Source organism: Streptomyces avermitilis MA-4680 = NBRC 14893 (genome assembly GCF_000009765.2).
Lineage (GTDB): Bacteria > Actinomycetota > Actinomycetes > Streptomycetales > Streptomycetaceae > Streptomyces > Streptomyces avermitilis.
In genome coordinates, this window is the sequence record NC_003155.5 from 6,056,527 (window position 1) to 6,081,563 (window position 25,037).

General features: G+C 71.2%; 17 protein-coding genes and 1 pseudogene. 13 read left to right on the forward strand and 5 right to left on the reverse strand.

Features of this window, described 5'->3' with window-relative positions:
• Positions 1-62: 62 nt before the first annotated feature.
• The 5 genes and pseudogenes from SAVERM_RS25815 to SAVERM_RS25835 all read left to right on the forward strand — a co-directional run bounded on the left by SAVERM_RS25815 (position 63) and on the right by SAVERM_RS25835 (position 10,796).
• A complete protein-coding gene (locus SAVERM_RS25815; RefSeq protein ID WP_010986410.1) occupies positions 63-2,243 on the forward strand; it encodes a serine/threonine-protein kinase in 2,181 nt (726 codons plus the stop codon).
• Between the two features lie 170 nt (positions 2,244-2,413).
• Complete coding sequence (locus SAVERM_RS25820) at positions 2,414-5,095, forward strand: protein kinase (protein ID WP_010986411.1); 2,682 nt, start codon at positions 2,414-2,416, stop codon at positions 5,093-5,095.
• A gap of 325 nt (positions 5,096-5,420) precedes the next feature.
• A complete protein-coding gene (locus tag SAVERM_RS25825) occupies positions 5,421-7,055 on the forward strand; it encodes a serine/threonine-protein kinase (RefSeq protein ID WP_037647899.1) in 1,635 nt (544 codons plus the stop codon).
• Between the two features lie 220 nt (positions 7,056-7,275).
• Positions 7,276-8,949 (forward strand): annotated as a pseudogene (locus SAVERM_RS25830) (serine/threonine-protein kinase).
• 110 nt (positions 8,950-9,059) lie between these two features.
• Positions 9,060-10,796 carry a serine/threonine-protein kinase gene (locus SAVERM_RS25835; protein WP_010986415.1) on the forward strand — a complete coding sequence of 579 codons (1,737 nt, stop codon included), beginning with the start codon at positions 9,060-9,062 and terminating at the stop codon, positions 10,794-10,796.
• 41 nt (positions 10,797-10,837) lie between these two features.
• Here the strand turns inward: SAVERM_RS25835 and SAVERM_RS25840 are convergent, their stop codons facing one another.
• The 3 genes from SAVERM_RS25840 to SAVERM_RS25855 all read right to left on the reverse strand — a co-directional run bounded on the left by SAVERM_RS25840 (position 10,838) and on the right by SAVERM_RS25855 (position 13,131).
• On the reverse strand, positions 10,838-11,641 hold the full coding sequence (locus tag SAVERM_RS25840; protein ID WP_010986416.1) for a hypothetical protein: 804 nt from the start codon (positions 11,639-11,641) through the stop codon (positions 10,838-10,840).
• A gap of 441 nt (positions 11,642-12,082) precedes the next feature.
• The gene (locus SAVERM_RS25850) at positions 12,083-12,268 is read right to left on the reverse strand and encodes a DUF397 domain-containing protein (RefSeq protein WP_010986417.1); all 186 of its coding nucleotides are present in this window, start codon (positions 12,266-12,268) and stop codon (positions 12,083-12,085) included.
• Between the two features lie 11 nt (positions 12,269-12,279).
• Positions 12,280-13,131, reverse strand: a complete 852-nt coding sequence (locus SAVERM_RS25855; RefSeq protein WP_010986418.1) for a helix-turn-helix domain-containing protein — start codon at positions 13,129-13,131, stop codon at positions 12,280-12,282.
• Between the two features lie 251 nt (positions 13,132-13,382).
• On the opposite strand from SAVERM_RS25855, the gene SAVERM_RS25860 reads away from it, so the two are divergent.
• From SAVERM_RS25860 to SAVERM_RS25880, 5 genes are all read left to right on the forward strand, one after another.
• Positions 13,383-13,871: an ATP-binding protein gene (locus SAVERM_RS25860; RefSeq protein ID WP_010986419.1), complete on the forward strand. Its 489-nt coding sequence runs from the start codon at positions 13,383-13,385 to the stop codon at positions 13,869-13,871.
• Positions 13,872-13,975: 104 nt separating this feature from the next.
• Positions 13,976-15,349 carry a diacylglycerol/lipid kinase family protein gene (locus SAVERM_RS25865; RefSeq protein WP_010986420.1) on the forward strand — a complete coding sequence of 458 codons (1,374 nt, stop codon included), beginning with the start codon at positions 13,976-13,978 and terminating at the stop codon, positions 15,347-15,349.
• A gap of 241 nt (positions 15,350-15,590) precedes the next feature.
• Positions 15,591-17,222 (forward strand): succinic semialdehyde dehydrogenase, encoded by a 1,632-nt coding sequence (locus SAVERM_RS25870; RefSeq protein WP_010986421.1) that lies wholly within the window; start codon positions 15,591-15,593, stop codon positions 17,220-17,222.
• A 64-nt stretch (positions 17,223-17,286) separates the two neighbouring features.
• Positions 17,287-19,092: a GMC oxidoreductase gene (locus SAVERM_RS25875; protein WP_010986422.1), complete on the forward strand. Its 1,806-nt coding sequence runs from the start codon at positions 17,287-17,289 to the stop codon at positions 19,090-19,092.
• Between the two features lie 318 nt (positions 19,093-19,410).
• Positions 19,411-20,157, forward strand: a complete 747-nt coding sequence (locus SAVERM_RS25880) for a hypothetical protein (RefSeq protein ID WP_242432176.1) — start codon at positions 19,411-19,413, stop codon at positions 20,155-20,157.
• Positions 20,158-20,851: 694 nt separating this feature from the next.
• Here the strand turns inward: SAVERM_RS25880 and SAVERM_RS25885 are convergent.
• Both SAVERM_RS25885 and SAVERM_RS25890 read right to left on the reverse strand, forming a co-directional pair.
• Positions 20,852-21,136, reverse strand: a complete 285-nt coding sequence (locus SAVERM_RS25885; protein ID WP_010986424.1) for a chorismate mutase — start codon at positions 21,134-21,136, stop codon at positions 20,852-20,854.
• A gap of 265 nt (positions 21,137-21,401) precedes the next feature.
• Entirely contained in the window at positions 21,402-21,947 is a 546-nt protein-coding gene (locus SAVERM_RS25890) for a GtrA family protein (RefSeq protein WP_010986425.1), read from the reverse strand.
• Between the two features lie 188 nt (positions 21,948-22,135).
• Between SAVERM_RS25890 and SAVERM_RS25895 the strand changes: the two genes are divergently transcribed.
• The 3 genes from SAVERM_RS25895 to SAVERM_RS25905 are packed head-to-tail and all read left to right on the forward strand — an operon-like array spanning position 22,136 to position 25,016.
• Positions 22,136-23,287, forward strand: a complete 1,152-nt coding sequence (locus tag SAVERM_RS25895) for a 5-(carboxyamino)imidazole ribonucleotide synthase (RefSeq protein ID WP_037647894.1) — start codon at positions 22,136-22,138, stop codon at positions 23,285-23,287.
• Positions 23,284-23,817, forward strand: a complete 534-nt coding sequence (gene purE / locus SAVERM_RS25900) for a 5-(carboxyamino)imidazole ribonucleotide mutase (RefSeq protein WP_010986427.1) — start codon at positions 23,284-23,286, stop codon at positions 23,815-23,817. The genes SAVERM_RS25895 and purE overlap by 4 nt, the downstream gene beginning before the upstream one ends.
• Before the next feature lie 5 nt (positions 23,818-23,822).
• The gene (locus tag SAVERM_RS25905) at positions 23,823-25,016 is read left to right on the forward strand and encodes a dipeptidase (RefSeq protein ID WP_010986428.1); all 1,194 of its coding nucleotides are present in this window, start codon (positions 23,823-23,825) and stop codon (positions 25,014-25,016) included.
• The last annotated feature ends 21 nt before the right edge of the window (positions 25,017-25,037 follow it).

A 25,037-nucleotide genomic window follows, 5' to 3' on the forward strand; every position in this document is an offset into this window, starting at 1 on the left:
CGGGCGGTCCTCGCGTGGGTGACAATGGAGGCTCTGTCAGGGCGGGTTGCATGAGGGGACGCATGTCGGAGGCGGAGCGGGCGGGAGCATCCCGTCAGGACAAGAGCGGACGTCTCCTCGCCGGGCGGTACCGGCTGGGAGACGTACTCGGCCGCGGCGGCATGGGCACGGTGTGGCGGGCCGAGGACGAGACCCTGGGCCGTACGGTCGCCGTGAAGGAGCTGCGGTTCCCGACGAGCATCGACGAGGACGAGAAGCGGCGGCTGATCACGCGCACGTTGCGGGAGGCCAAGGCGATCGCCCGGATCCGCAACAACAGTGCGGTGACGGTCTTCGACGTGGTCGACGAGGACAACCGGCCGTGGATCGTGATGGAGCTCGTCGAGGGCAAGTCGCTCGCCGAGGCCATCCGTGAGGACGGGCTGCTCGAGCCGAAGCGGGCTGCCGAGGTCGGGCTCGCGATCCTCGACGTACTGCGGGCCGCGCACCGCGAGGGCATTCTGCACCGTGACGTGAAGCCGTCGAACGTGCTGATCGCCGAGGACGGCCGGGTCGTGCTCACCGACTTCGGTATCGCACAGGTCGAGGGCGACCCGTCGATCACCTCGACCGGCATGCTCGTCGGCGCGCCCTCGTACATCTCGCCGGAGCGGGCGCGCGGGCACAAGCCGGGACCGGCGGCGGACCTGTGGTCGCTGGGCGGACTGCTGTACGCGTCGGTCGAGGGTGTGCCGCCGTACGACAAGGGTTCCGCGATCGCGACGCTGACCGCGGTGATGACCGAGCCGCTGGAGGAGCCGAAGAACGCGGGTCCGCTGAGGAGCGTCATCTACGGGCTGCTCGCCAAGGACCCCGAGCAGCGGCTCGACGACGCGGGCGCCCGGGCGATGCTCAACGAGGTGCTCCACGCGCCCCAGCCCAAGGAGCCGGAGCCGGTGGACGCGACGCGGGTCGTGGCGTTGCCGCCGGTGCCGGAGGAGGGCACGGGCAAGGGAAGTTCGGGCGGTTCCGGAGCCAAGCGGGGCGAGGAGGCCGCGGATCGGTTCCGCGGTGCGCTGCGCTCGGTCCGCAAGGCGGCGGGGGCGGCCACGGCTTCGGCCGCGGCACGCGCCAAGTCCGGCGGTACGGACGTCTCCGGGGGGACCGGGGCCGCGGGTGCCGGTACGTCTTCCGCGGGCTCCTCGGCGAGCGCAAGCGCGCCTGCCCCCGGTAAGCCGGGAGCCGCCGCGGTCGGTAAGCCCAACCCGTCCTCGGCCGGTAAGCCCGGCTCCTCCGCCGCGGCGACGCCGGCGGGCACGGGGAGCGGCGTCGGCCAGGGGACGGCCGTGGGGGGCGGTGGGCGCGAAAGTGCTGTCGTCGGGTCGAACTCCGGTCCGGTGAAACCCAGTTCGGGATGGCCCGTCGTGCCGGAGCCGGACCGGCCCCCCCGGTCCGTGCCCAGGGCGCCGCTCACCGACGTGGTGCCGCGGCGGACGCTGGTGATCGTCGCGGTGGTCGTGGTGCTGGCCGTGCTCGGAGTCGTGCTCGCCCTCACCCTCGGTGGCGACGACGGCAGTTCGAAGGACAACAAGGGCAGCAGCGACACCAAGGCCGCGGCATCCAGCGGGACGTCCAGCGGGACGACCGCGGGCAGCAGCGGCACGCCCAAGGCCGGCGGCAGCGGCAGCGGCAGCGGCGGTACGCACACGGACAGCGGCAGCAAGGACAACACCGGGACCGGGTCGGACGAGCAGGAGACGGACGACAGTTCGTCCGCCGGGACGGCCAGCGGGTCCGGAGGTTCGGACGACTCCGGCAGCGGGTCGGGCGACAGCTCCGTGAAGACGTACAAGAGCAGTCAGGGGTTCTCGATCGGGCTGCCGAAGGGCTGGAAGTACCAGTCCACGGGAGCCGCGGGGGCCCGTTTCACCGGTCCTGACGGGCAGAAGCTGCTCGTCGGCTGGACGACCACGCCCAAGGACGACCCGGTCGCCGACTGGAAGAACCAAGAGCAGTACATGGTGCGCTCGCAGTACAAGCGGATCCGCATAGAGCAGGTGGACTACCGCGGCTGGAACACGGCCGACTGGGAGTTCACCTACACGGAGGGCGGCACGAAGTACCGGTCGATAGACCGCGGATTCGTCGTCAACGCGCATCAGGGATACGCGCTGATGTACACCGCGAAGGCGTCGGAATGGGACAGCGATCTGCGCAAGGACACATGGCAAACGCTTGCCAAGACGTTCCAGCCGAAGTCGTGACGTACCGCGCACCGAGGTGACGTTCCGCCACGCGTGAGGGTGGTGAGATGTTGAATCCCCACATTGTGGCTTGCCTCCGGCACGTATCGTGAGTAGTTGCGGACCGTACGCATCCAGAACGGGACGCAAGGCGAACGGAACTGACCGACCGGGCGGCCGGGGGAGGCATCGTGGACGAATATGCGGGACGGGTACTCGCCGACCGTTACCGTCTGCCACTGCCGCCGTCCGACGAGTACGAACTCGCCGAGACCCGGGCCTTCGACACCTACAGCGGGCAGGAAGTCCTCGTACGGCAGGTGCCGTTGCCCGAGGTCGTCGAGGCGGAGGTGCTCGACGCCGACGGGCTGCCCGCGGGGTTCGTGGCGCGCGACGGCGGGACGCGGCGCGCCTCCGCGCGTACGGCCACGCGCCGGCCCGCCGAACCGGCCGTGCGGCGCGCGATCGAGGCCGCGCAGGCCGCCGCCCAGATACCCGACCACCCCCGGCTCGACCAGGTCTTCGACGTGTTCGCCGAGGGCGGGTCGCTGTGGATAGTGAGTGAGTTGGTGGCCGCCCGGCCGCTGGCGGCGCTGCTCGCGGACAAACCGCTGAGTCCCTACCGGGCGGCCGAGGTCGCCTCCGATGTCCTCATGGCGCTGCGGGTGCTGCATGCGCACGGCTGGGTGCACCGGAACATCACGGTGCGCACGGTGCTCGTCTGCGACGACGGCCGCGTGATGCTGACGGGCCTGGCGGCCGGGGCGGCGGAAGAGGCGTTGTGCGGGTACGACCCCGTGCCGGTCCGGGACTTCGAGCCGCGCGGGGACGACGGAGGCGACGGCACCGGTGGCAACGGCCGTGGTGCGGTGCGCGGCGCGGCGGCGGGCGGCACGCCAGGCATCGGGTCCGGCCCCGGCGCCGGCTCCGGCCGCCCCGGCATCGGCGCGGGCTCCGGTGGTCCGGTGGGCGCGGCCGGAGGTGCCGTCGGCGCGGCGGCCGGGGGCATGTCGGTCGCGGAGGCGGAAGCCGCGCGACGGGCCGCGATCGAGGCGCGGGCGGGCGGTGTGGGCCCGGTGGCGGGAACGCCCGGCGGCGAAGTACCCGCCCGAGGAGCGCGCGCCCTCGAAGGCGGCGGTGACGCGCGTGCGCAGCGGGCCGGGGCGATCGCCGCGTATCGCGCCGGGGCGCGGGCCGCGGCGCGGGTCCAGGAGGCACAGCGGGGCGGGCGGGCGGCGTTGCCCGCACCCCGGCCCGCCGACGCCGAAGGTCGGGCACCGCAGTCCCCCGGACACGGCGTGGAGCACCTCCCCGGTGCGCTGCCGGGGCAGATCGCCGACCCGTACGGCGTGGCCCGGACGAACTCCTGGCCCGGTGGGTTTCCGGGCGACGTCGGCGGAGCGAACGTCGGCGGTGCGTACGGAACCCCGGGCAACGGCAGCGGCACGTACGAGAACGGCAGCGTCCCGCACGCTCCCGCCGACGCGCCCGTCTCCACGCCCACTCCCGCCGACGCGGTGCCTCCCACCCACTGGGACCACCTGGTCTCCGGCTCGTCCGCCCCCTCCGGCCCGTCCGCCGCCTCCGTGCCCCGCCGGGGCCCCACCACCGCGCTCGCCGCCGAGCGGGCGCGACAGGCGCGGATGGCCGTCATCGGGCCCGTCACCGAGCGGTGGGCACCCGAGCAGGCCGGGCCCGTGCACGAGAACTGGCAGCTGGCGGCGCCGATCGGGCCCGCGACCGATCTGTGGGCGCTCGGCGCACTGCTGTTCAGGGCCGTGCAGGGGCATGCGCCGTATCCCGAGGAGAACACGGCCGAGCTGGTGCAGTTGGTGTGCGCCGAGCCGCCCGCGTTCGCCGAGGAGTGCGGGCCGCTGCGGCCCGTCGTGGAGTCCTTGCTGCGTCAGGACCCGACCGAACGGCTCGACTTCGAGGAGGTGCGCGGCTGGCTGCGCTCGCTCGTGCGGTCCGCCCCCGAGCCGGAGGCGGGCGCGCACGTCGTGGCGGCGCCCCCCGTCGACCCCCGTCGGCTGCCGATCGTACGGCGCCGCGGCGAGCTCGTCCGCAGGCGTCGCGCCAGGCTGCCCGCGACCACCCCGCACGCCCGTCACAAGCGCGCCAAGGACGGCCGCCCGCCCAGGCCGAAGAGGCTCGGCCGGAACCTGGTCCTGCTGATACTGCTCGTTCTCGCCGCGGCGGTCGCGTACGCGATGGTGTTCATGCCGAAGGCCTCACCGAACAGCGACAGCGGCAGTCGTTCGGACGGCGACCGGACCGGTGCCGCCGGCGGTGTCAGCCCCGCGCCCGAGCAGTCGGGCGGCGGCAGCGAGCCGCGGCCCGACCAGACTTCCCCGGGTTCGGGCAAGAGCCCCTCCGGGTCCTCGGGTTCGACGCGGGAACAGACCACCGACCCCGACGTCGCCCAGGGCTTCACCCTGCGCAAGGACCCCGAGGGCTTCCGCGTCGCGGTCGCCACCGGCTGGGACCGCGCGCCGAAGAACGGGCGCGGCCGGATCGTCTACTCCCACGGCGACTTCGAGCTCATCGTCGTACCCGGGCGGGACAGCACGGCCGACCACGGCAGCGATCCGCTGACGTACCAGCGCGAGACGGAGAGCGAGTTACAGCCGTTCCGCGACTCGACCTGGGCCACGTCCAGCGGTATGCGGCGTATCGACGTCGGCGGGCGGACCATGGCCGAGGGGCAGTTCACCTGGACCGACGGTCAGGGACGCGAGTTGTTCGTACGCAATCTCGCGATCGTCGTCGGCGGGCGCTACCACGTGGTGCAGTTACGCGGCCCGGAGGCCGAACGCGACGAGGTGACCCGGCTGTACGAGCAGGCGTCGCGGACGTATCAAGTCACCGGCTGATCCGGCTGATCCGGCTGATCGGCTGATCTGGCCGGATCCAGCGCGTCCCGCCGGATCCAGCGAATCCCGCCGGATCCAGCGAATCCCGCCGGATCCGGCGGATCCAGCGAATCCGCGAGTCCAAGTCCGAGTGAATGCGGCTGAATTCGGCTGATCCACGACGTTCGCGCGGGCGGAACGCGCTGAATGCCTGATGGTTCCCTCCCGTACAAGGAAGGGAGAACCGTCACAGTGCGGTCTCCGTACGACCGCGCCGGTTTCCAGTGCGGGGGGCTGCTCTTTAGTCTGACCTCTGTCAAGACCATTGCGGGGAAACGTGAATCAGATGCAGGGCCTGCTCCTCGCGGGCCGCTACCGGCTCGTCGACTCGATCGGCAGCGGTGGCATGGGCCGGGTGTGGCGCGCCCACGACGAGGTGCTGCACCGCGCGGTCGCGGTCAAGGAGCTGACCGCCGCGTTGTACGTCTCGGAGAGCGACCGGCCCAGGCTGCTCGCCCGGACCAACGCCGAGGCGCGGGCGGCCGCGCGGATCAACCACTCGGCCGTCGTCACGGTTCACGACGTCCTGGAGCACGACAACCGGCCGTGGATCGTGATGGAGCTGGTCGAGGGCGGCTCGCTGGCCGACGCGGTCAAGGAGCGGGGACGGGTGGAGCCCGTCGAGGCGGCCCGGATCGGACTGTGGGTGCTGCGCGGACTGCGGGCCGCGCACTCCGCCGGCGTACTGCACCGCGACGTGAAGCCCGGCAACGTACTCCTCGCCACCGACGGGCGCGTGCTGCTCACGGACTTCGGGATCGCGCAGGTCGAGGGCGACACGACCATCACGCGTACCGGGGAGATCGTCGGGTCCGTCGACTATCTGGCGCCCGAGCGGGTGCGCGGCCACGACCCCGGGCCCTCCTCCGACCTGTGGGCACTGGGGGCGACGCTGTACGCGGCGGTGGAGGGGAAGTCGCCGTTCCGGCGGACCTCGCCACTGTCGACCATGCAGGCGGTGGTGGGCGAGGAGCCCGGCGCGCCGCAGTACGCCGGTGCCCTTGCTCCCGTCATCACCGCCCTGCTGCGCAAGGAACCCGCCGAGCGCCCCGGTTCCGACGAGGCGGAGCAGATGCTCGCCGAGGCCGCGGAGGGGCGGCGGCCGCGGGCGGCGCAGGCATATGTGGGGACGCTCCATGGGGAGTTGAGACAGGGGAACACCACCACCCATGTGCCGCGGCCCCAGGGGGCGCAGGGGGTGGACCCGGCCGACGCCACCCCGCGCGAGCCGGTCACGGGCTCCGCGTTCGCGACCGCCTCGGCCGCGCCCGCCGTGCCCCGGAAACGGCGCCGAGGCCGTACGGCCGTCATCGCCCTCGTGCTCGCCGCACTCGTCGGCGGTGGCGGCGCGGCGGCGATGAAATACGCGGACGACTGGAACAAGGGCACGGGCCAGGACAAGGGCAGCGCCGCGGCGAGTACGCACCCGGAGACCACCGCCGGTGCCGTCCCCGACAACTGGGTTCCGGTGACCGACCCCGTGGGCTTCGGCCTGTCCCTGCCCAAGGGCTGGAAGCGGCAGGTCTACGGCATCCAGGGCGACCTCAAGCAGATCGACTACACGCCCGACCGCGGCAAGCACTTCATCCGCATCGCCATCGACGACTCCCCGGACTTCAGCGACCCGTACCAGCACCAGATCGACCTGGAGCAGCAGCTCCAGCGGCTGGTCGACTACAAGCGGGTGGGCATGGAGGTCAACACGTACCGTGACCGCAGGGGTTCCCTCTGGGAGTACACGTGGACGGCGCTGGCCAAGGACATAGAGTTTCCCGGACCGCGCCGCGCCATCGAGGAGACCTACGTCTCCCGGGACGGGGTCGAGTACGCGATCTACATGTCCTCGCCCGCGGAGGACTGGGCGACCACACGCAAGCAGTTCACGACCGTGCTCCAGAGCTGGCGGCCGAAGAGCGCCTGACGGGCGGTCCGCCGCCGGACGCACGGGCGCTGTCGCCGTACGCACGGGCGCGGCCGCCGGACATACGGGCTCGGCCGCCGGACACACGGGCTCGCACGGGGCGCATGAGGCGCACGGGGCGCACATGGCGCACTGACGAAACGCACCGGTCACGTCGTTTGTCGGCCACTCACCCGTCGCTACCCGGAGGGCTTTCGTCCGGTGCGGCATGATGGGGCGCATGGGGACCGAGGGGGAGAACGTCCGCGTCATCGCGGGCCGTTACCGGCTGGATGCCAGGATCGGCCGGGGCGGCATGGGCGTCGTATGGCGCGCGACCGACCAGCTGCTCGGCCGGCAGGTGGCGGTCAAGGAACTCGCCTTCGACACCTCGCTCTCCGATGAGGAGGCCCGGCTACAGCGCGAGCGCACCCTGCGCGAGGCCCGCGCGGTCGCCCAGTTGAGCCACCCGAACATCATCGTCGTCCATGACGTCGTCGTGGACGACGAACGCCCCTACATCGTGATGGAGCTGATCGGCGGAGGCTCGCTCGCCGACCGGATCTCGGCGGACGGCCCGGTCGACGCGCGCGAGGCGGCACGCATCGGCATCGACCTGCTGGGCGCGCTGGGGCGGGCGCACGGCGCGGGGGTCCTGCACCGCGACCTCAAGCCCGCCAACGTCCTTCTGGAGGCCGACAGCGACCGGGTCGTCCTCACCGACTTCGGCATCGCCCAGGTCGCGGGTGCCACGACGCTCACCGAGAGCGGGTCGTTCGTCGGGTCGCCTGAGTACACCGCGCCCGAGCGGATGTCCGGCGTCAGGACAGGGCCGGAATCCGACCTGTGGTCCCTCGGCGCGCTGCTGTGCACCGTCCTGAGCGGTGAATCGCCCTTCCGCCGCGACTCGTTGGGCGGCATCCTGCACGCGGTGGTCGTCGACGACATCCGGCCGCCGGCCCAGGCCGAACCGATCCTTCCGGTCGTACGAGGGCTGCTGGAGCGCGATCCGGACCGGCGTCTGGACGCGGCGGAGGCGGCCCGGCTGCTGCGGGAGTTTCTGGACACGGGCCGTACGCCACGGGTGCCGACGGGGGCCGGGTACACGCCGACACAGCGGGACGTGCCGCGCGCGCAGGCACTGCACGCCGACGCGCCGCCACGGCAGGAGCCGGAGGCCACGCCCACGGCGGCCACGGCGGCGCAAGCCGCCCGGCACTCCAGGCGCGGGGTGCTGATCGCGGCCGCGCTGGTCGCGGCGATGGCCGGGGCGGGCGTGTCGGCCGCCGCGCTGCTGATGCACAAGGGCGTGGACGGCGGCGGTCCCGGGCCCACGAGTTCGCGGCCGCGGACCTCGGTGAGCACCGGCCCCTCGCGGTCCGCCTAGTCCTCGGCCGGGCGGCCGTCGTCGACGCCGACCCCCGCGCCCACCGTGACCGCGACGCGTTCGTCGGACACGGCTGGCGCCCACAATGCGCCCTCAGGATACGGGCTGACCCATGACACCAACGGGTACTCGCTCGCGGTGCCCGAGGGATTCACCCGGGTACCCCAGGGGGAGCGGATCTTCTACATGTCCCCGGGGCAGATCTTCCGCATCGGCATCAGGACGGCGGACCCGGCGGTGGGCGGACCGCTCGCGGTGATGCGGCACGCGGACACCAAGGGGCCGTCCACGAACCCCGGCTACCGCGACGGCCGGGTCACCGAGACCACGCACGGCGACCACCCGGCCGCGCTCTGGGAGTTCACCTGGAACGGCTTCAGCACGGCGGAGGGGCCGCGGCACACGTACGACCTGTGCTGGGAGGAGGGCGGCCGGATGTACGACGTGTGGGTGTCGGCGCCGGTCGGCAAGGTGCGAGAGGCGAAGGAGTACTTCGACGTCGCGGTGGACACGTTCGCAGTTTCGTAATTCCGCAATGCGGGATATGCGGGCCATAAAGGGCGCTCCGCGTCACGAGTCTGTGACTGGAAACGGACGCGGCTGGCTGGCGAAGCGCTTGCCGCGATAAGCATGGAGGCATGAGCAACAACGGGGGAGTCTCCTACGGGGCCGACGAGCCGACGAGTTTCGGTCTGCAACCACCGCGTCCGGGTGTCCCGCACCCGGGAAACCCGTACGCCCAGCCGCAGCCGCAGCCGCAGCCGCAGCCGCAGCCGCAGCCGCAGCCGCAGCCGCAGCCGCAGCCGCAACCCCAGCCCCAGTCGCACGCACACGCGCATGCACACCCCACGCAGCAGATGCCCCCGCAGGCGATGCCCGAGACGCCGCCCGGCGAACCCGGCACCGGCCGCCTCATCGCCGGTCGTTACCGGCTGCTCGCCAAGCTCGGCCACGGTGGCATGGGCACGGTGTGGCGGGCCAAGGACGAGACGGTGGACCGTGAGGTCGCGGTCAAGGAGCCGCGCGTCCCGGACCACCTTCCCGAGCGTGAACGGGCCAACGTGTTCGAGCGGATGCGCCGCGAGGCACGCGCCGCGGCCCGCCTCGACCACCCGGCGGTCGTGAACGTCCATGACGTGGCGGTCGTGGACGGCCGGCCGTGGATCGTGATGGAGCTGGTGCAGGGCCGTTCGCTGGGCGCCGCGCTCCAGGAGGGCACGCTCGGGGCGCGTGAGACGGCGAAAATCGGCCTGGAGGTGCTCGGCGCGCTGGAGGCCGCGCACGCGGCGGGCATCCTGCACCGCGACGTGAAGCCGGACAACGTCCTGCTCGGCCGGCACGACCGGGTCGTCCTCACCGACTTCGGCATCGCCCAGATCGAGGGCGAGACCAATCTGACGGACACCGGCGGCTTCGTCGGCTCGCCCGAGTACATCGCGCCGGAGCGGGTGCTGGGCCAGCGCCCCGGGCCGGCGAGCGACCTGTGGTCCCTCGGCGTGGTGCTGTACGCGGCGGCGGAGGGCGTCTCGCCGTTCCGCCGCAGCAACACCCCCGCGACGCTCCAGTCCGTCCTCAACGCCACGCCGGCTGCCCCGGCCGCGGCGAAGGGAACCCTGGCGCAGGTCATCAACGGACTGCTGAACAAGGACCCGGCGCGCCGCCCGAACGCGGCCGAGGTCCGCCGCCTCCTGGAGGACGCCGCCAGGCCGCCGCAGCAGACGCAGGTCGTGCAGATCGCGGGCCCCGGCGGCAAGGGCTTCCGGGTGGGCCGCAAGGCGCTGTTCGGCCTCGGTGCGGCGGTCGTCGCGGCGGCGGTGGCGGCGTACCTGGTGATCGCGGATCCCTTCGCGGGCCCGCTGCCGGACACCTGGAAGCAGCGCGAGGTCCCGAGGCTGGACGCGACGCTGGCCGTACCGGCGGACTACCAGGTGAGCAGGCCGGAGAAGAGCGACACCGACAAGAACTGGGTGACGTACAGCGACTGGAGCGGCAGCATCTGGATCGGCCTGCACCTGGCGAAGAAGTCCGAGGACACCAGCAACCAGATCAAGGACTCCGCGGCGGCCGAGATGTACGCCGAGAACGGGGAGTTCAAGGAGAGCGGCGCGTACGAACTCTCCATGCCGGAGAAACCGAAGACGCGCACGGCCGAGACCTCGTACCAGGGCAAGAAGGCCGCCGAGAACACGGTGGTCTACACGACCACCGACAGCCAGAACCCCCGCCCGCGCGAGGTGCGGATCTTCTACTACAAGAACTCCGCGGGCAACATGTACAAACTCACGGTGAGTTATCCGGGCAAGGGCGACTTCACCGAGCGCGGCCGCGAGGTGGCGAAGACGGCGATCGCGAACCTGGACGTCGACAAGCTGTGAGCTGGGGTCCACCGGGGCGGTGGACCCCAACCCGACGGGGTTCAGCTGATCTTTGAGGTCTGGGCCGCGATGATCTCGGCCGGGATGTCGTACGCCTTCCCGGACATCATCGCCCCCAGGTTGAGCGTGTAGTACGTGGCGACGACGCTGCCGCGCCGGACGACCTCGCCGTGCACCGTGCCCGTGTCACCGTCCATGTCCCCGGTCACCGCGAACGCCACCGAATCGTCACCTTCGCCGGAGCTCTTCTCCTCGGCAACCTTGGTGAACTTCTGGCTGTCGCCGTCGGAGGAGACCTTGAACCCGTTCGCGCACGCGTCGAGTGCGTCGGAGACGGAGGTCGTGGCCTTCTCGGCGCCGTCCCCCTCGTACGAGGAGAGCGAGACGATGGTCACCGACACGCTCATTCCTTCGGTGAGGGCATCCTCGAACTCCTCTTCCGTCGCGTCTTCGGAGAGGTCCGACGCCGCGCTCGGCGCAGCCTTCTTCTCGGTGACCTGGCGGTTCACGTACGCCGTCGAGTCCCCCGGAGCGAAGCCACTCAGCACGTACGCGAGCGGCTCGCACTTCTCGTCGACGACCTTGATGTCGTCCTTGGAAGTCGTGGCCGCGTCGGCCCGGTCGGCGGACCCGACCTTGTACCCCTTGACGTCGCCCTGGGCGATGATCGACTTCGCCAACTCGGGCTTGCTCAGGGCCTTGGCCGCCCCGGTCGACCGGGAGCCCTTGCCGGAGCCGTCGTCAGCGCTGTCCGACTTGGTCCCGGAACAGCCGGTCGCCAGAGAAAGGGAAAGTATGGACGTGATGACGGCGACGGCGGCGCGGGAGCGAGCGGGTCTATGCATGGCAGTGATCTTTCTGAACAGGAGCGGTATGAGGTGAGAGAAGGTCAGCCGACTTTGAGGGCAAGGTCATTGGTGACGGTGAAGAACGGGCGGACCTGACCCGACCCGCCTGCCGGGGCGGCCGGCTCGGGCTGCCCGGACGCAGTGCCCAGGATTCAGGTCGAACTTCGCAGCGGCGTCCTTGATCCAGTCAATGGCCGAAATTGCATCGTCAGGTCGGGTCGGTCGAGCGGCATCGAAATTCGGCCGACAGTTGACCGAAAATCCCCGCCCACCTGCTGTGACGTCACCGCGGACTGCCTGGGCGCCCGCGGTGAAGAGACTATGAAGCGTAGGTCGAGCAGGCGTCAAACGCTTTAGGAATGAGGATTTCCCGGGCGGCGAGGACGCACCCTCTCCAGGTACGGAGGTACTGGTGGGGTTCCTCCTTCAATCAGGAATTTACAGGGCGGCCCGATTCCGCAGGGCGGATATCAGGGCACTGAGCTGGCGGGTGCCGGTGTTAAGGACGATCTCCGGTTCGTCGCTTTCGCGGAGGAGGATCGTTCCGGTGGGGGTGGTGGCGAGGTAGACGCAGGAAGAGGCTTCCTCGCTGTAGGTGGACTTCTGCCAGTTGAGTTCGGTCACGGGGTCGTCCTTCAAGCGGCGTGGGCGATGCGGTGGATGAGGTCGCGGGACTCATCCGGCTCAAGGGTGGCATTCTCCATGCGGTCCAGGATCAGTCGGTACTTGGTCAACTGTGCCGGGGCGTCGATGAGTTCGCTGCCGTGGGCTGCGTCGAGCTGCGCGGTGTCGAGTGCGCGAACGGGCCCGGAGGCGTAGTCGAGTCCATGGCCGACGGTGGGGAACACGGTGCCGTCGAAGGGGATGACCCGCACGGTGATGTGCGGCTGTTCGCTCACCTCGATGATGTGGTCCAGCTGAGCCCGGGACACCTCGGGGCCTCCGAACCGCATGCGCAGCGCGGCCTCGTGGACGATCGCCGTGTACGACGGTGCCTGCTCGCGGTAAAGGACGGCCTGGCGCTTGATGCGGTGGGAGATGCGGTACTCGATCTCGTGCGGGCGTAGGGCCGGGACCACCTGGCGGAAGAGAGTGCGGGCATGCTCCGGGGTCTGGAGCAGGCCGGGGATGTTGATGACCTGGGCCACCCGCAGGGCCCTGGCGTGGTGCTCCATCTCCGCGACGTCGAGGAAGCGGGGCGGGAGGGTGTCTCGGTACTCCTCCCACCAGCCGCGTTCGCGGTGGGCTGCCATGGCGACGAGGGCATCGATCAAAGGCTCGTCGGTGCAGTCGTAGTTATGGGCGAGGGTGCGAATGCGCTGCTCGCTGAGCCCGAAGCGGCCTGTCTCGATGTTGCTGATCCCGGCCTGGTTGGCGCCGATCATCTCGCCGGCCTCTCGGGCGGTGAGTCCCGCGCCCTCACGCAGCTTGCGCAGCTCAACTCCCAGACGGAGCTGGCGCGCCGTGGGTGTCTGCCGTGGCGGCATGTGTTTCCACTTCCCTTGCCATGAGCAATGCGCGGGTCACCCACACGAGTGGAACGTCGGATGCATCCGCAGATTCCGTAGAAACCATTCTACGGCCACCCTTACGGTGAGTCTCAAGCCGCTCAACTGACCCCACCGGTAAGCCGGAAGCGCACCGCCCTGCCTGCCCAAACGCACGCACGCACGCGACATGCCACCGCCCGGCCGGGGCCGGAGAGCAAACCCAAGTACCGCCACCGCAGGAGGCGTTCATGGTCACCGTATCCCCGCCGAAGTCCGAAGCGTCCCCATCTTGGGCGTACGTGCTTCAGTTGCCCCACGACCGATGTGCCCCGCGCATCGCCCGCGTCACTCTCCGGGCGGTCCTGGCCGGGCACGGGCTGACCGGGCTCACCGACACCGCCGAGCTGGTGACCTCGGAACTCGTCACCAACGCCTACCGCCACACCACCGGCCCCGCCACCCTCCGCCTCCGCGCCCTGGCCGGCGCCCGGCTCCGGGTGAGCGTCTGGGACGCCAACCCCCACATCCCGCCCCCCTTCGACAAGCGCCCGGGCCCGCCGCACCCCGTCCACCCTGCCCCCGTCGAGGCCGACGGCGGGCGTGGGTTGTTCCTCGTATGCCACTACGCGGACGCGTGGGGTGGGTACCCGCTCGGGGGCGGCCTCTTCGGGCGGGGCGGGAAGCTGCTGTGGTGCGAGATCGGACCGCCCGCCGCCGATCGAGTCGCCGCGGCGTGACCGCGCTGGAACGGCGGGCGACAGGCTCCCGCGCCCTACGATGCCCCTGACGACCGCATGACGACCGCATGATCAGGGCGTGACCGGAAGGCGAGGCGACGGCCGTGGGTGTGGTGCTGGAAGAACGGGACCATGCGGCGCAGCGGTGGGCGGCCCGGGGCTCGTTGGGCGCTGCCGTGCTCGCCGTGGTGCTGCCCGTCGTGACCGCCGGGGTCGGCAGCCTGCTGCTCGTCGGGGCCGGGCTGCTCGGCGCGGTGGTCACCGCGGCCGCGCTCTGGTGGGTGCTCACGCGCCGGGGTGTGGTCCGGGCCGCGGCCGCGGTGCTGGCCGTCGGCTCGCCCGTCGGCGTCATCGTGCTCTTCCACGCGGCGCAACTGCTGTGGGTCGTCGTCGTGTCGCTCGTGCTGTGGAGCGTGGCCGTCTGGGCCGGGAAGACCGCGCTCAGCAGTACGCGCTCGCACCACGTGCGGGTGACCGAGTACGAGACGCCCGCTCCCGAGCGGGCCTTCTTCCTGATGAACCCGCGCTCCGGCGGCGGGAAGGTCGAACGGTTCGGGCTGCGCGAGAAGGCGGAGCGGCTCGGGGCGCGCGTCCATCTGCTCGATCCCGAGAGGCCCGAACCCGAAGACGTCGCCGCGCTCGCCAGGGAAGCCGTGGCGAACGGAGCCGACCTGCTCGGCGTCGCAGGCGGAGACGGTACGCAGGCGCTCGTCGCCGCCGTCGCCGCCGAGCACGACATCCCCTTCCTGGTCGTCTCCGCCGGTACCCGCAACCACTTCGCCCTGGACCTCGGGCTCGACCGGGACGATCCTTCGACCTGCCTGGACGCACTCGCCGACGGGGTCGAACTACGGGTGGACCTCGGCTTCGCCGGAGAGCATCCGTTCGTGAACAACGCCTCGTTCGGCGCGTACGCGGCGGTCGTGCAGAGTCCCGCGTACCGCGACGACAAGGTGGGCACCACGCTCGAACTGCTGCCGGACCTGCTGACCGGGCAGCGCGGCCCGCAGCTCACCGCCCGTGCGCAGGACGCCGTGATCGAGGCGCCCCAGGCCCTGCTGATCAGCAACAACCCGTACCGCATGGACGACCCCGCCGGGCTCGGCCGACGTGAGCGCCTGGAGTCCGGGGTGCTCGGCGTCCTGGGCATCAAGGTGGAGAGCGCTGCCGAGGCCGCCGGGCTGCTGCTCGGCCGGCACGCGACCGGCCTCACGGTGCTCACCGCCCGCGAGGTCCTCGTCGACGCCGACCGCCCGCAGATCGACGTGGGCGTCGACGGGGAGGCGCTGGTCCTGCCCACGCCCGTGCGATGCCGTATCGAGCCGGGGGCCCTGCGGGTACGGGTCCCCCGTGACCGGCCCGGGGTGCCCGAGGCGAAACCCCCACTGGACTGGCGCAGACTGCGCAAGCTCGCGGCGACGGTGGGGCGCACGGCGCTGCCGAAGGGGCGCGCGCGGGGTGCGGGGACGCCTCGCTGAAAGCCGTGGTCTGTCCGGTCCCCGCCGGACAACCGTCGGAAATCACCGGCCGACCACCGGCCGACCACCGGCCATCCACCGGCCGACCACCGGCCGACCATCGGACATCCACCGGCCGGCATCGGACAACCCCCTGATCAGCCCATTCGTTGCCACTGATCACTGGCGCCATGTGCGCACTCCGTGAAAGCGCGTTACCGACGGGTACCCAAAGTCTCCGGCCGGGCATACGCTGCCGCTCATGACGGACTCGCAGGCCCCGGAAAAGACCGGCACCGACGACACGACCGGCACCAATCCCCTCGCTCCCGCCCCCGCGGGCGCCCGTACCGCCGCCGACGTGGTCACGCCGGAGCTGGTCGCCCAGCTCACCAAGGGAGTGGTCGGCTCCGGCCGTACCGCCAACCACACGCCGTTCACCGGCGAAAAGCTGGCCGACCTGCCCGAGTCCACCCCCGAGGACGTCGCGACCGCCTTCGAGCGGGCCCGTGCCGCGCAGATCGCCTGGGGCGCGACGCCCGTACGGCAGCGCGCCGCCGTCCTCCTGCGCTTCCACGACCTGGTGCTGGCCCGGCAGGCCGAGGTCCTCGACCTCATCCAGCTGGAGACGGGCAAGGCCCGGCTGCACGCCCACGAAGAGGTGCAGGCCGTCGCGGTCGCCGCCCGGCACTACGGCCGCAAGGCGCCCGCGTACCTGAAGCCCAAGCGGCACGCCGGTGCCATGCCGACGCTCACGCGCGTCACCGAACTCCGCCACCCGCGGGGGGTCGTGGGCCAGATCGCCCCTTGGAACTACCCGCTGGAGCTGTCGGTCGGCGACGCGCTGCCCGCCTTCGTCGCGGGCAACGCCCTCGTCATGAAGCCCGACACCGAGACCTGCCTCACCGCCCTGTGGGCGCGCGACCTGCTCATCGAGGCCGGGCTGCCCGCCGAGGTCTTCCAGGTCGTCATCGGCGAAGGCCCGGTCGTGGGGCCCGAGGTGGTCAAGCACGCCGACTACGTCTCCTTCACCGGCTCCACCCGCACCGGCCGCGAGGTCGCCCAGGGCGCGGCCGCCCGGCTCGTCGGCGTCTCCCTCGAACTCGGCGGCAAGAACGCCATGCTGGTCCTGGAGGACGCCGACATCGACAAGGCGGCCGCCGGCGCCGTCCGCGCCTGCTTCTCCTCCGCCGGGCAACTGTGCATCTCCATCGAGCGGCTGTACGTCCACGAGTCCGTCGCCGACGCGTTCGCGGAGCGCTTCGCCGCCCGGACCAGGGCGATGCGGCTCGGCACGTCCCTCGCGTACGGCGCCGACATGGGCTCGCTGGTCGGCGAGCGCCAGCTGGAGACCGTGACCCGGCATGTCGACGAGGCCGTCGCGAAGGGCGCGAAGCTCCTCGCGGGCGGCGTCGCGCGCCCGGACATCGGCCCCTACTTCTACGAGCCCACCATCCTCGACGGTGTCGAGGCCCCGATGTCCGTGTGCACCGAGGAGACCTTCGGCCCGGTCGTCTCCCTCTACCGCTTCAAGACCGAGGACGAGGCGGTCGAACTCGCCAACTCCACGCCGTACGGCCTCAACGCGTCCGTCTGGACGAAGGACGGCCGGCGCGGACGCGCGGTCGCGGCCCGCCTGCGCACCGGCACGGTCAACGTCAACGACGGCTACGCGCCCGCGTACGGCAGCGTCCAGTCGCCGATGGGCGGCATGAAGGACTCCGGCCTCGGCCGCCGCCACGGCTCCGAAGGCATCCTCAAGTACACCGAGGCGCAGACCGTCGCCCACCAGCGGCTGCTGCCGATGGCGCCGTCGCTCGGCATGGACGACGAGAAGTACGCGGAGTTCATGAGCCGCAGCCTCAAGGCGATGAAGGCGCTCCGGCTGCGCTAGCGCCCCGTAAGGGGCGCGGGGAACTGCGCGAGCGACCACGGACGACCCGCAGCGAGGAGAACACGTGCCACAGGAGAACTCTGCCCAACCGCCGGTGGGCTACCCGTACGACTACGACGTCATCGTCGTCGGTTCCGGCTTCGGCGGGTCGGTCACGGCCCTCAGGCTCACCGAGAAGGGCTACCGCGTAGGCGTGCTGGAGGCGGGCCGCCGCTTCACGCGCGAGTCGCTGCCCAAGAACTCCTGGGACATCAAGAACTATCTGTGGGCGCCCAGGCTCGGCATGTACGGCATCCAGCGCATCCACCTCCTGGGCAACGTCATGGTGCTGGCGGGCGCCGGGGTCGGCGGCGGCTCCCTCAACTACGCGAACACCCTCTACGTACCGCCGAAGGCCTTCTTCGACGACCCGCAGTGGAAGGACATCACCGACTGGCAGGAGGAACTGAAGCCGTACTACGACCAGGCGCGGCGCATGCTGGGCGTGCGGCTCAACCCGACCATGACGCCGTCGGACGTCCACCTCAAGGCGGCCGCCGGGCGGATGGGCGTCGGTGACACCTTCCACATGGCGCCGGTCGGTGTCTTCTTCGGCGACGGGCAGGACGCGGACGGGACGGCGAAGGCCAAGCCGGGCGGCGAAGTGGAAGACCCCTACTTCGGCGGCGCGGGGCCCGCCCGCAAGGCGTGCACCGAGTGCGGGGAGTGCATGACGGGCTGTCGCCACGGGGCGAAGAACACCCTCAACGAGAACTATCTCCACCTCGCCGAGCGGGCCGGCGCCGTCGTGCACCCGATGACGACCGTCGTCGCGGTCACCGACGACTCGCAGGGCGGGTACGCGGTCCAGACCCTGCCCACCGACGAGAAGCGCAAGGGCCGGGGCAGGACCTTCAAGGCGCGGCGGGTGGTCGTCGCCGCCGGTACGTACGGCACGCAGACCCTGCTGCACCGGATGAAGGAGGGCCGTCAACTGCCCTACCTGTCCGGCAGGCTGGGCGAGCTGACCCGTACCAACTCCGAGGCGCTGGTCGGCGCGCAGACCGACTCCCGCCGCTACCGCAAGGCGCACGGCGAGCCCACGGTCGACTTCACGCGCGGGGTCGCCATCACGTCCTCCATCCACCCCGACGCGAACACCCACATCGAGCCGGTCCGCTACGGCCGGGGCTCGAACGCGATGGGCGGCCTGTCCATCCTCCAGGTCCCCTACGCGGAGGGCTCCTCGCGGCTGCTCGCCTGGCTGGCCAACGCGGCGAAACACCCGCTGCTGGTGGCCCGCTCGCTCTCCAACCGCCGCTGGTCCGAGCGGACCATCATCGGCCTGGTGATGCAGTCGCTGGACAACTCCCTGACGACGTATCTGAAACCGAAGGGCGCGGGCAAGGGCCTGCTGACGGCACGCCAGGGGCACGGCGCGCCCAACCCCAAGCAGATCAGGGCGGCTTCGCAGGCCGCGACCGTGATCGCCGAGGAGATCAACGGATTCCCGGGCAGCAACGTGGGCGAGCTGATGGGAACACCGCTGACCGCGCACTTCCTGGGTGGCTGCCCGATCGGCGACTCGCCGGCGTCGGGGGTCATCGACCCGTACCACCGGCTGTACGGCCACCCCGGTATCTCGGTCGTCGACGGCGCCGCGGTCTCCGCGAACCTCGGCGTGAACCCGTCGCTCACCATCACGGCCCAGGCCGAGCGGGCGATGTCGTACTGGCCCAACAAGGGCGAGGCGGACCCGCGTCCGGCGCAGGGAGCGGCGTACGAACGCCTGAAGCCGGTGGAGCCGCGGCACCCGGCGGTCCCGGCGGACGCGTTCGGCGCGCTCAGGCTGCCGTTCCTGGGGATGCCGACGGTGCCGCCGAAGGAGTAGCGGCCCCTTCCCGGGCAGAAGGTCTCCGGGCAAGAAGTCCGGGCAAGAAGAAGGACCTGTGCCCCCCTCCGAGCCCAGGTCCTTCTTCTGTTTCAAGCGCCGCTGGGCACGGATGTGGCCATTGGTTCTTATGTGTGACCGGTGAGATGAGTAAAGGGTTGCCCTCCCCTTCACGGAATTCCCATGTGTCCTGAGTCACATGGGAATACGGGTCGACTCCGCCGCCGACGGCCGATGTCACGCGCCAGAAGTCTGTGCGATCCTGTCGCGCCGGGCCACGACGGGGGCCATGTCGAAGGATGCGTGAGGGTGGGAAACGTGAAGTCAAAGGTGTCGCGGATCGCGGTGGCCGTCTCGGTGGCGGCCGCGCTGGGGCTGACCGCGGCGTGCGGCGGGGGCGGCGGTGACGGCGGCAAGGGGGCGAAGCCGTCGAAGGCCAAGGGCTCGGAGGCGGCCCAGGCCGACCCGAAGGCATCGCCCGCGGGCAGCGGGGCGCTGACCCGGGCCGAGTTGGAGAAGGCGGCCCTGGCGTCCGGTGACGTCAAGGGCTACGGGGTCAAGAAGACGGCCGCGTCGGACATCGGCCTCGACTCCGTACCGGCGGACCCGGCTGCCTGCCAGCCCGTCGCGGACATGTTCCTGTTCACCAGCGACCCGGCCGCGCGGGCCGCCGTGGGCCGCAGCTTCGCCGCCAAGGACGACCTCGACGCCTCGGTCACCTCCCTGGCGCTCCTCGCGTACGGCTCCGGCGAGGCGGAGCAGGTCCTCGACGGTCTGCGCACGTCGACCGGCAAGTGCACCAAGTACGAGCACACCGGCTACCAGTACTCCGGGGTCAAGGTGCTCAAGGACCCGGGTCTCGGCGACGAGTCCGTCGCGTACCGGCTCCTCGGCTCGATCGAGGGCGCCTCGGTGCCGACGACCTTCACCGTCGTACGCGTCGGCACGACCGTCGTCACCTTCACCGCGATGAACATGCTGGACGGGGACAAGGTGAAGGTCCCGTCCGCGATCGTCGACGCCCAGCTGAAGAAGCTCAAGAAGCTGAAGAAGGCGACGGCCTGAGCGCGGGCGTCCGCCGGAGCGAGACCGGGCGAAGGGCCCCGCGGATCCGTCCGCGGGGCCCTTCTTCGTCAGCACCGACGTCAGGGCAGCGCCGGTGCCTGGGAAGCGGCGCCGGGGGGTTGCGCCGCTTGAACCCGGGTCGACCCGATCATCTCGATCACCTGGAACGGCCGCCGTCGTGCGCCCGGCGCACTCGGGGCGTGCGCATGGTGTCGACCATTGGCAGTCAGGCGGTGCGATGCGTGTGTCTGCGGTTGTCTGCTGTGGGACCGGGACCGGGACCCGGACTGGGGACGGCCCGGTTGTCGCCATGGCCGCCGGGGCTGTGCCGCCGTACGGGCTGTTCTACGCATCGTGCTGGATGGTCCGCGGCCTTCGCAACCGTCTCGACCGCCCTTGAACAGATTCCGCCGGCCGGCCCCGGGCGTCCCCGGAGCCGACCGTACTTGGGTGACCGGGCTGCTGTCCCCTGCCGTCCGGTCACAACCCTGGAGCGAGGTCCCACGACGCACAGCACGATCCGTGCGCCTCATCGCTCCATTCGGAGCCACGCGTGGTTCTTGCGAGCCCGCCCCTGGCTGGCACGGACATCGGGACCAACGAAGCCCACGCGGCCCGGTCACGCGCCGTACGGGTGAGACGGCGTACGCACCGGGTACGCCGGACACCCGTCGTACCCGGGCCCGCGCCGTTCTCAGATGCGGCCCCGGCACAGTTCGAGCAGCGTCATGGCCAGCGAGGTGCCGGGCTTGCCGAGGGCGTCCCTGAAGTGGCCGAGGACCTCCATCTCGCGGGAGAGGTTCACCCGGCGGCCGCCCGACGCGATCCGCGCCTCCTGGATGACGGCGGACACGGCCATCCGTTCCTGGACGAGCCCGATGATCCGGTCGTCGAGGGAGTCGATGCGCTCACGGGCACCGCTGATGACATCGGCGGCCTCGACGGTACGGGCGCCGGTCCTGTCGAGTACTTCGGCCATGGTGGGGCTCCTCTGTGGGAAGGGGTGCCCCGGATCGGCAGGACCCGGAAACGCCAGACGCCCCGGGCCTTGTCGGCCCGGGGCGCCTGGGAAGTCGCTTGTCAGTGGCTCAAGCAGCACGACCATGGCAGCCGGTGGGCCGGTTGCCATAGGTAAAGAGGAAGGTCGGGTGCGCGAGCATGAAGTCAGTATGCACGCGGGCCGGGAACCTTCCAAGTCCGGGCCCGCTCCGGTCGCCCGGCAGACGGGAAGGTGACGACAGGGCCTAGCGGATCCGGGGGCTGGACCCGGGCCGGGGTCGCTCGGGTTCCTCCTCAAGGAACGATTCCGCACTCGCTATGGCCTCCCGGGCCGGCAGCGTGCGGAACACCCATGTGCGGTAGGACCAGAAGCGGAAGAGCGTCGCGAGGCCGATGCCGAGGAACTTGAAGATGTTGCTCTGCAACGGGCTGTCCCAGCCGAAGCTGTACGTCGCCACGTACAGCACACCGTTCTCGATGACCAGGCCCACCGCGCTGAACAGCAGGAACAGCGTCAGTTCCTTGGTGCGGCCACTCTTGTCACGGTCCCGGTACGTGAAGTAGCGGAAGCCGATGTAGTTGCAGATGATCGCGACGATCGTGGCGATCACACTGGCGCGGACGACCTGGAGGCCGGTGACACTGCGTACCAGGTTGAACACGAGGAGGTTGACCAGCAGGCCCGCGCCACCTACCGCGCCGAACTTCGCGATCTCGCGCGTGAGCTGGTCGAACTGCCGTCGCACGGAGCCGTGGGGCTTGTCCTTGAGGCCCGTGGAGCCACTGCCCATCGTGTAGCCAGCCCCTGTCGGTCGGATGCGTCGAGCGTTTCGTCGACCCAGCCATGCTAACCAGCGACCGTGTGCCGTGCCTGTGGACCGGCACACGGCCACGCAAAGACCCACCCATGGGCGGCCCCGGAAGCGGCACCCTCAGGTACCGAAACCGGCCACTATGGCGCGGCCGATACTCTTGGAGCGTGACGTTCCCGGTAGTCGGCATGGTCGGCGGGGGTCAGCTCGCTCGTATGACACACGAGGCAGGCATCCCGCTCGGCATCAGGTTCAAGCTCCTCAGTGACACCCCTCAGGATTCCGCGGCGCAGGTCGTCGGCGATGTCGTCATAGGCGACTACCGCGACCTCGACACGCTGCGCGAGTTCGCGAAGGGGTGCGATGTGATCACCTTCGATCACGAACACGTACCCACCGAGCACCTACGGGCCCTGGAGGCGGACGGCATCCCCGTCCGCCCGGGGCCTGACGCGCTCGTGCACGCCCAGGACAAGGGCGTGATGCGGGCGAAGCTCGACGCGATCGGGGTGCCGTCCCCGCGGCACCGGATCGTGCGCGACGTCGACGACGTCGCCGCCTTCGCGGCCGAGGGCGACGGTTTCCCCGTCATCCTCAAGACCGTCCGCGGCGGCTACGACGGCAAGGGGGTGTGGTTCGTGCGCTCGGCCGAGGAGGCCGAGGACCCCTTCCGCGCGGGCGTCCCGGTCCTCGCCGAGGAGAAGGTCGACTTCGTACGGGAACTCGCGGCGAACGTCGTGCGCTCGCCGCACGGGCAGGCGGTCGCCTACCCCGTCGTCGAGTCCCAGCAGGTCGACGGCGTCTGCGACACGGTGATCGCACCCGCGCCCGGCATCTCGGACGAGCTGGCCCTCGAGGCCGAGGCGCTGGCCCTGCGCATCGCGAAGGAACTCGGCGTCGTCGGTCACCTGGCCGTCGAGCTCTTCGAGACGGTGACCGCCGAGGGCGACCACCGCATCCTCGTCAACGAACTGGCGATGCGCCCGCACAACTCGGGCCACTGGACCCAGGACGGCGCGATCACGTCCCAGTTCGCCAACCACGTCCGCGCGGTCCTCGACCTCCCCCTCGGCGACCCGCGCCCGCGCGCCACGTGGACGGTCATGGCGAACGTCCTCGGCGGCGACTACCCGGACATGTACTCCGCGTACCTGCACTGCATGGCCCGCGACCCCCAGCTCAAGATCCATATGTATGGCAAGGACGTGAAGCCCGGCCGTAAGGTCGGCCACGTGAACACCTACGGCGACGACCTGGACGACGTCCTCGAGCGCGCCCGTCACGCAGCCGGTTACCTGAGAGGCACGATCACCGAATGACCGCACCCGTAGTTGGCATCGTCATGGGGTCGGACTCCGACTGGCCCGTCATGGAGGCCGCAGCGCAGGCCCTCGACGAGTTCGAGATCCCGTACGAGGTGGACGTCGTCTCCGCGCACCGGATGCCGCACGAGATGATCGCGTACGGCGAGCAGGCGGCGGAGCGCGGGCTGAAGGCGATCATCGCGGGTGCGGGCGGCGCCGCCCATCTGCCCGGCATGCTGGCGTCCGTGACCCCGCTGCCCGTCATCGGCGTGCCCGTCCCGCTGAAGTACCTCGACGGCATGGACTCGCTGCTGTCGATCGTGCAGATGCCGGCCGGTGTCCCGGTCGCGACCGTCTCCGTCGGCGGCGCGCGCAACGCGGGCCTGCTGGCCGCGCGGATGCTGGCCGCGCACGACGCGGAACTCCTCACCCGCATGCGGGAGTTCCAGCAGGAACTGAACGACCAGGCCACCGAGAAGGGCAAGCGGCTGCGCGCCAAGGTCGACGGCGCGTCGGGCGGCTTCGGCTTCGGCTCGGGGAAGTGACGCGGATGTCCTCGCCGGAGCAGGCCTCTTTGGAGCGCGCCCGCGAACTCCTCGCCGAGTTCCCCGTCGTCGACGGCCACAACGACCTGCCCTGGGCCCTGCGCTCCCAGGTCCGCTACGACCTCGACGCCCGCGACATCGCCACCGACCAGCGCGCCCACCTGCACACCGACCTCCCGCGGCTGCGCGAGGGCGGCGTCGGCGCGCAGTACTGGTCGGTGTACGTCCGCTCGGACCTGCCCGGCGCCCTCACCGCGACGCTCGAACAGATCGACTGCGTACGGCAGTTGATCGCCCGTCACCCCGCCGATCTGCGGGGTGCGCTGACGGCGGCGGACATGGAGGCGGCGCGCGCGGAGGGCCGTATCGCGTCGCTGATGGGCGCCGAGGGCGGCCACTCCATCGACAACTCCCTGGCCGCGCTGCGGGGGTTGTACGCGCTGGGCGTGCGCTACATGACGCTGACCCACAACGACAACATCGCGTGGGCGGACTCGGCGACGGACGTGCCCGCGGTGGGCGGTCTGTCGGAGTTCGGCCGCGAGGTCGTCCGGGAGATGAACCGCGAGGGCATGCTCGTGGACCTCTCGCACGTGGCGGCGACGACCATGCGGGACGCGCTGGACACCACGGCCGCGCCCGTGATCTTCTCCCACTCCTCCGCGCGGGCGGTGTGCGACCACCCGCGCAACATCCCGGACGACGTACTGGAGCGGCTCCCCGGCAACGGGGGAGTGGCGATGGTGACGTTCGTACCGAAGTTCGTGCTCCAGGCGGCCGTCGACTGGACGGCCGCCGCGGACGGGAACATGCGGGCGAACGGCTTCCACCACCTGGACACCACACCGGAGGCCATGAAGGTCCACCGCGCCTTCGAGGAGACGCACCCGCGCCCCGTGGCCACCGTGTCGACGGTGGCGGACCACCTGGACCACATGCGCGAGGTGGCCGGCGTCGACCACATCGGCATCGGCGGCGACTACGACGGCACGGCCTTCACCCCGGAGGGCCTGAGCGACGTCTCCGGCTACCCGAACCTGCTCGCGGAGCTGCTCGACCGCGGCTGGTCGAGCACCGACCTGGCCAAGCTGACCTGGCAGAACGCGGTACGGGTGCTGGGCGCGGCCGAGGACGTGGCGCGGGACCTCCAGGCGAAGCGGGGACCGTCGAACGCGACGCTGGGGCAGCTGGACTGCTGACGCGCCGACCTGGACGGCTGA

Coding starts and splice junctions, on each gene's coding strand:
- SAVERM_RS25815 (WP_010986410.1), top strand. CDS start 63: ATGTCGGAGGCGGAGCGGGCGGGAGCATCCCGTCAGGACAAGAGCGGA.
- SAVERM_RS25825 (WP_037647899.1), top strand. CDS start 5,421: ATGCAGGGCCTGCTCCTCGCGGGCCGCTACCGGCTCGTCGACTCGATC.
- SAVERM_RS25835 (WP_010986415.1), top strand. CDS start 9,060: ATGAGCAACAACGGGGGAGTCTCCTACGGGGCCGACGAGCCGACGAGT.
- SAVERM_RS25840 (WP_010986416.1), bottom strand. CDS start 11,641: ATGCATAGACCCGCTCGCTCCCGCGCCGCCGTCGCCGTCATCACGTCC.
- SAVERM_RS25855 (WP_010986418.1), bottom strand. CDS start 13,131: ATGCCGCCACGGCAGACACCCACGGCGCGCCAGCTCCGTCTGGGAGTT.
- SAVERM_RS25860 (WP_010986419.1), top strand. CDS start 13,383: ATGGTCACCGTATCCCCGCCGAAGTCCGAAGCGTCCCCATCTTGGGCG.
- SAVERM_RS25870 (WP_010986421.1), top strand. CDS start 15,591: ATGACGGACTCGCAGGCCCCGGAAAAGACCGGCACCGACGACACGACC.
- SAVERM_RS25885 (WP_010986424.1), bottom strand. CDS start 21,136: ATGGCCGAAGTACTCGACAGGACCGGCGCCCGTACCGTCGAGGCCGCC.
- SAVERM_RS25890 (WP_010986425.1), bottom strand. CDS start 21,947: ATGGGCAGTGGCTCCACGGGCCTCAAGGACAAGCCCCACGGCTCCGTG.
- purE (WP_010986427.1), top strand. CDS start 23,284: ATGACCGCACCCGTAGTTGGCATCGTCATGGGGTCGGACTCCGACTGG.
- SAVERM_RS25905 (WP_010986428.1), top strand. CDS start 23,823: ATGTCCTCGCCGGAGCAGGCCTCTTTGGAGCGCGCCCGCGAACTCCTC.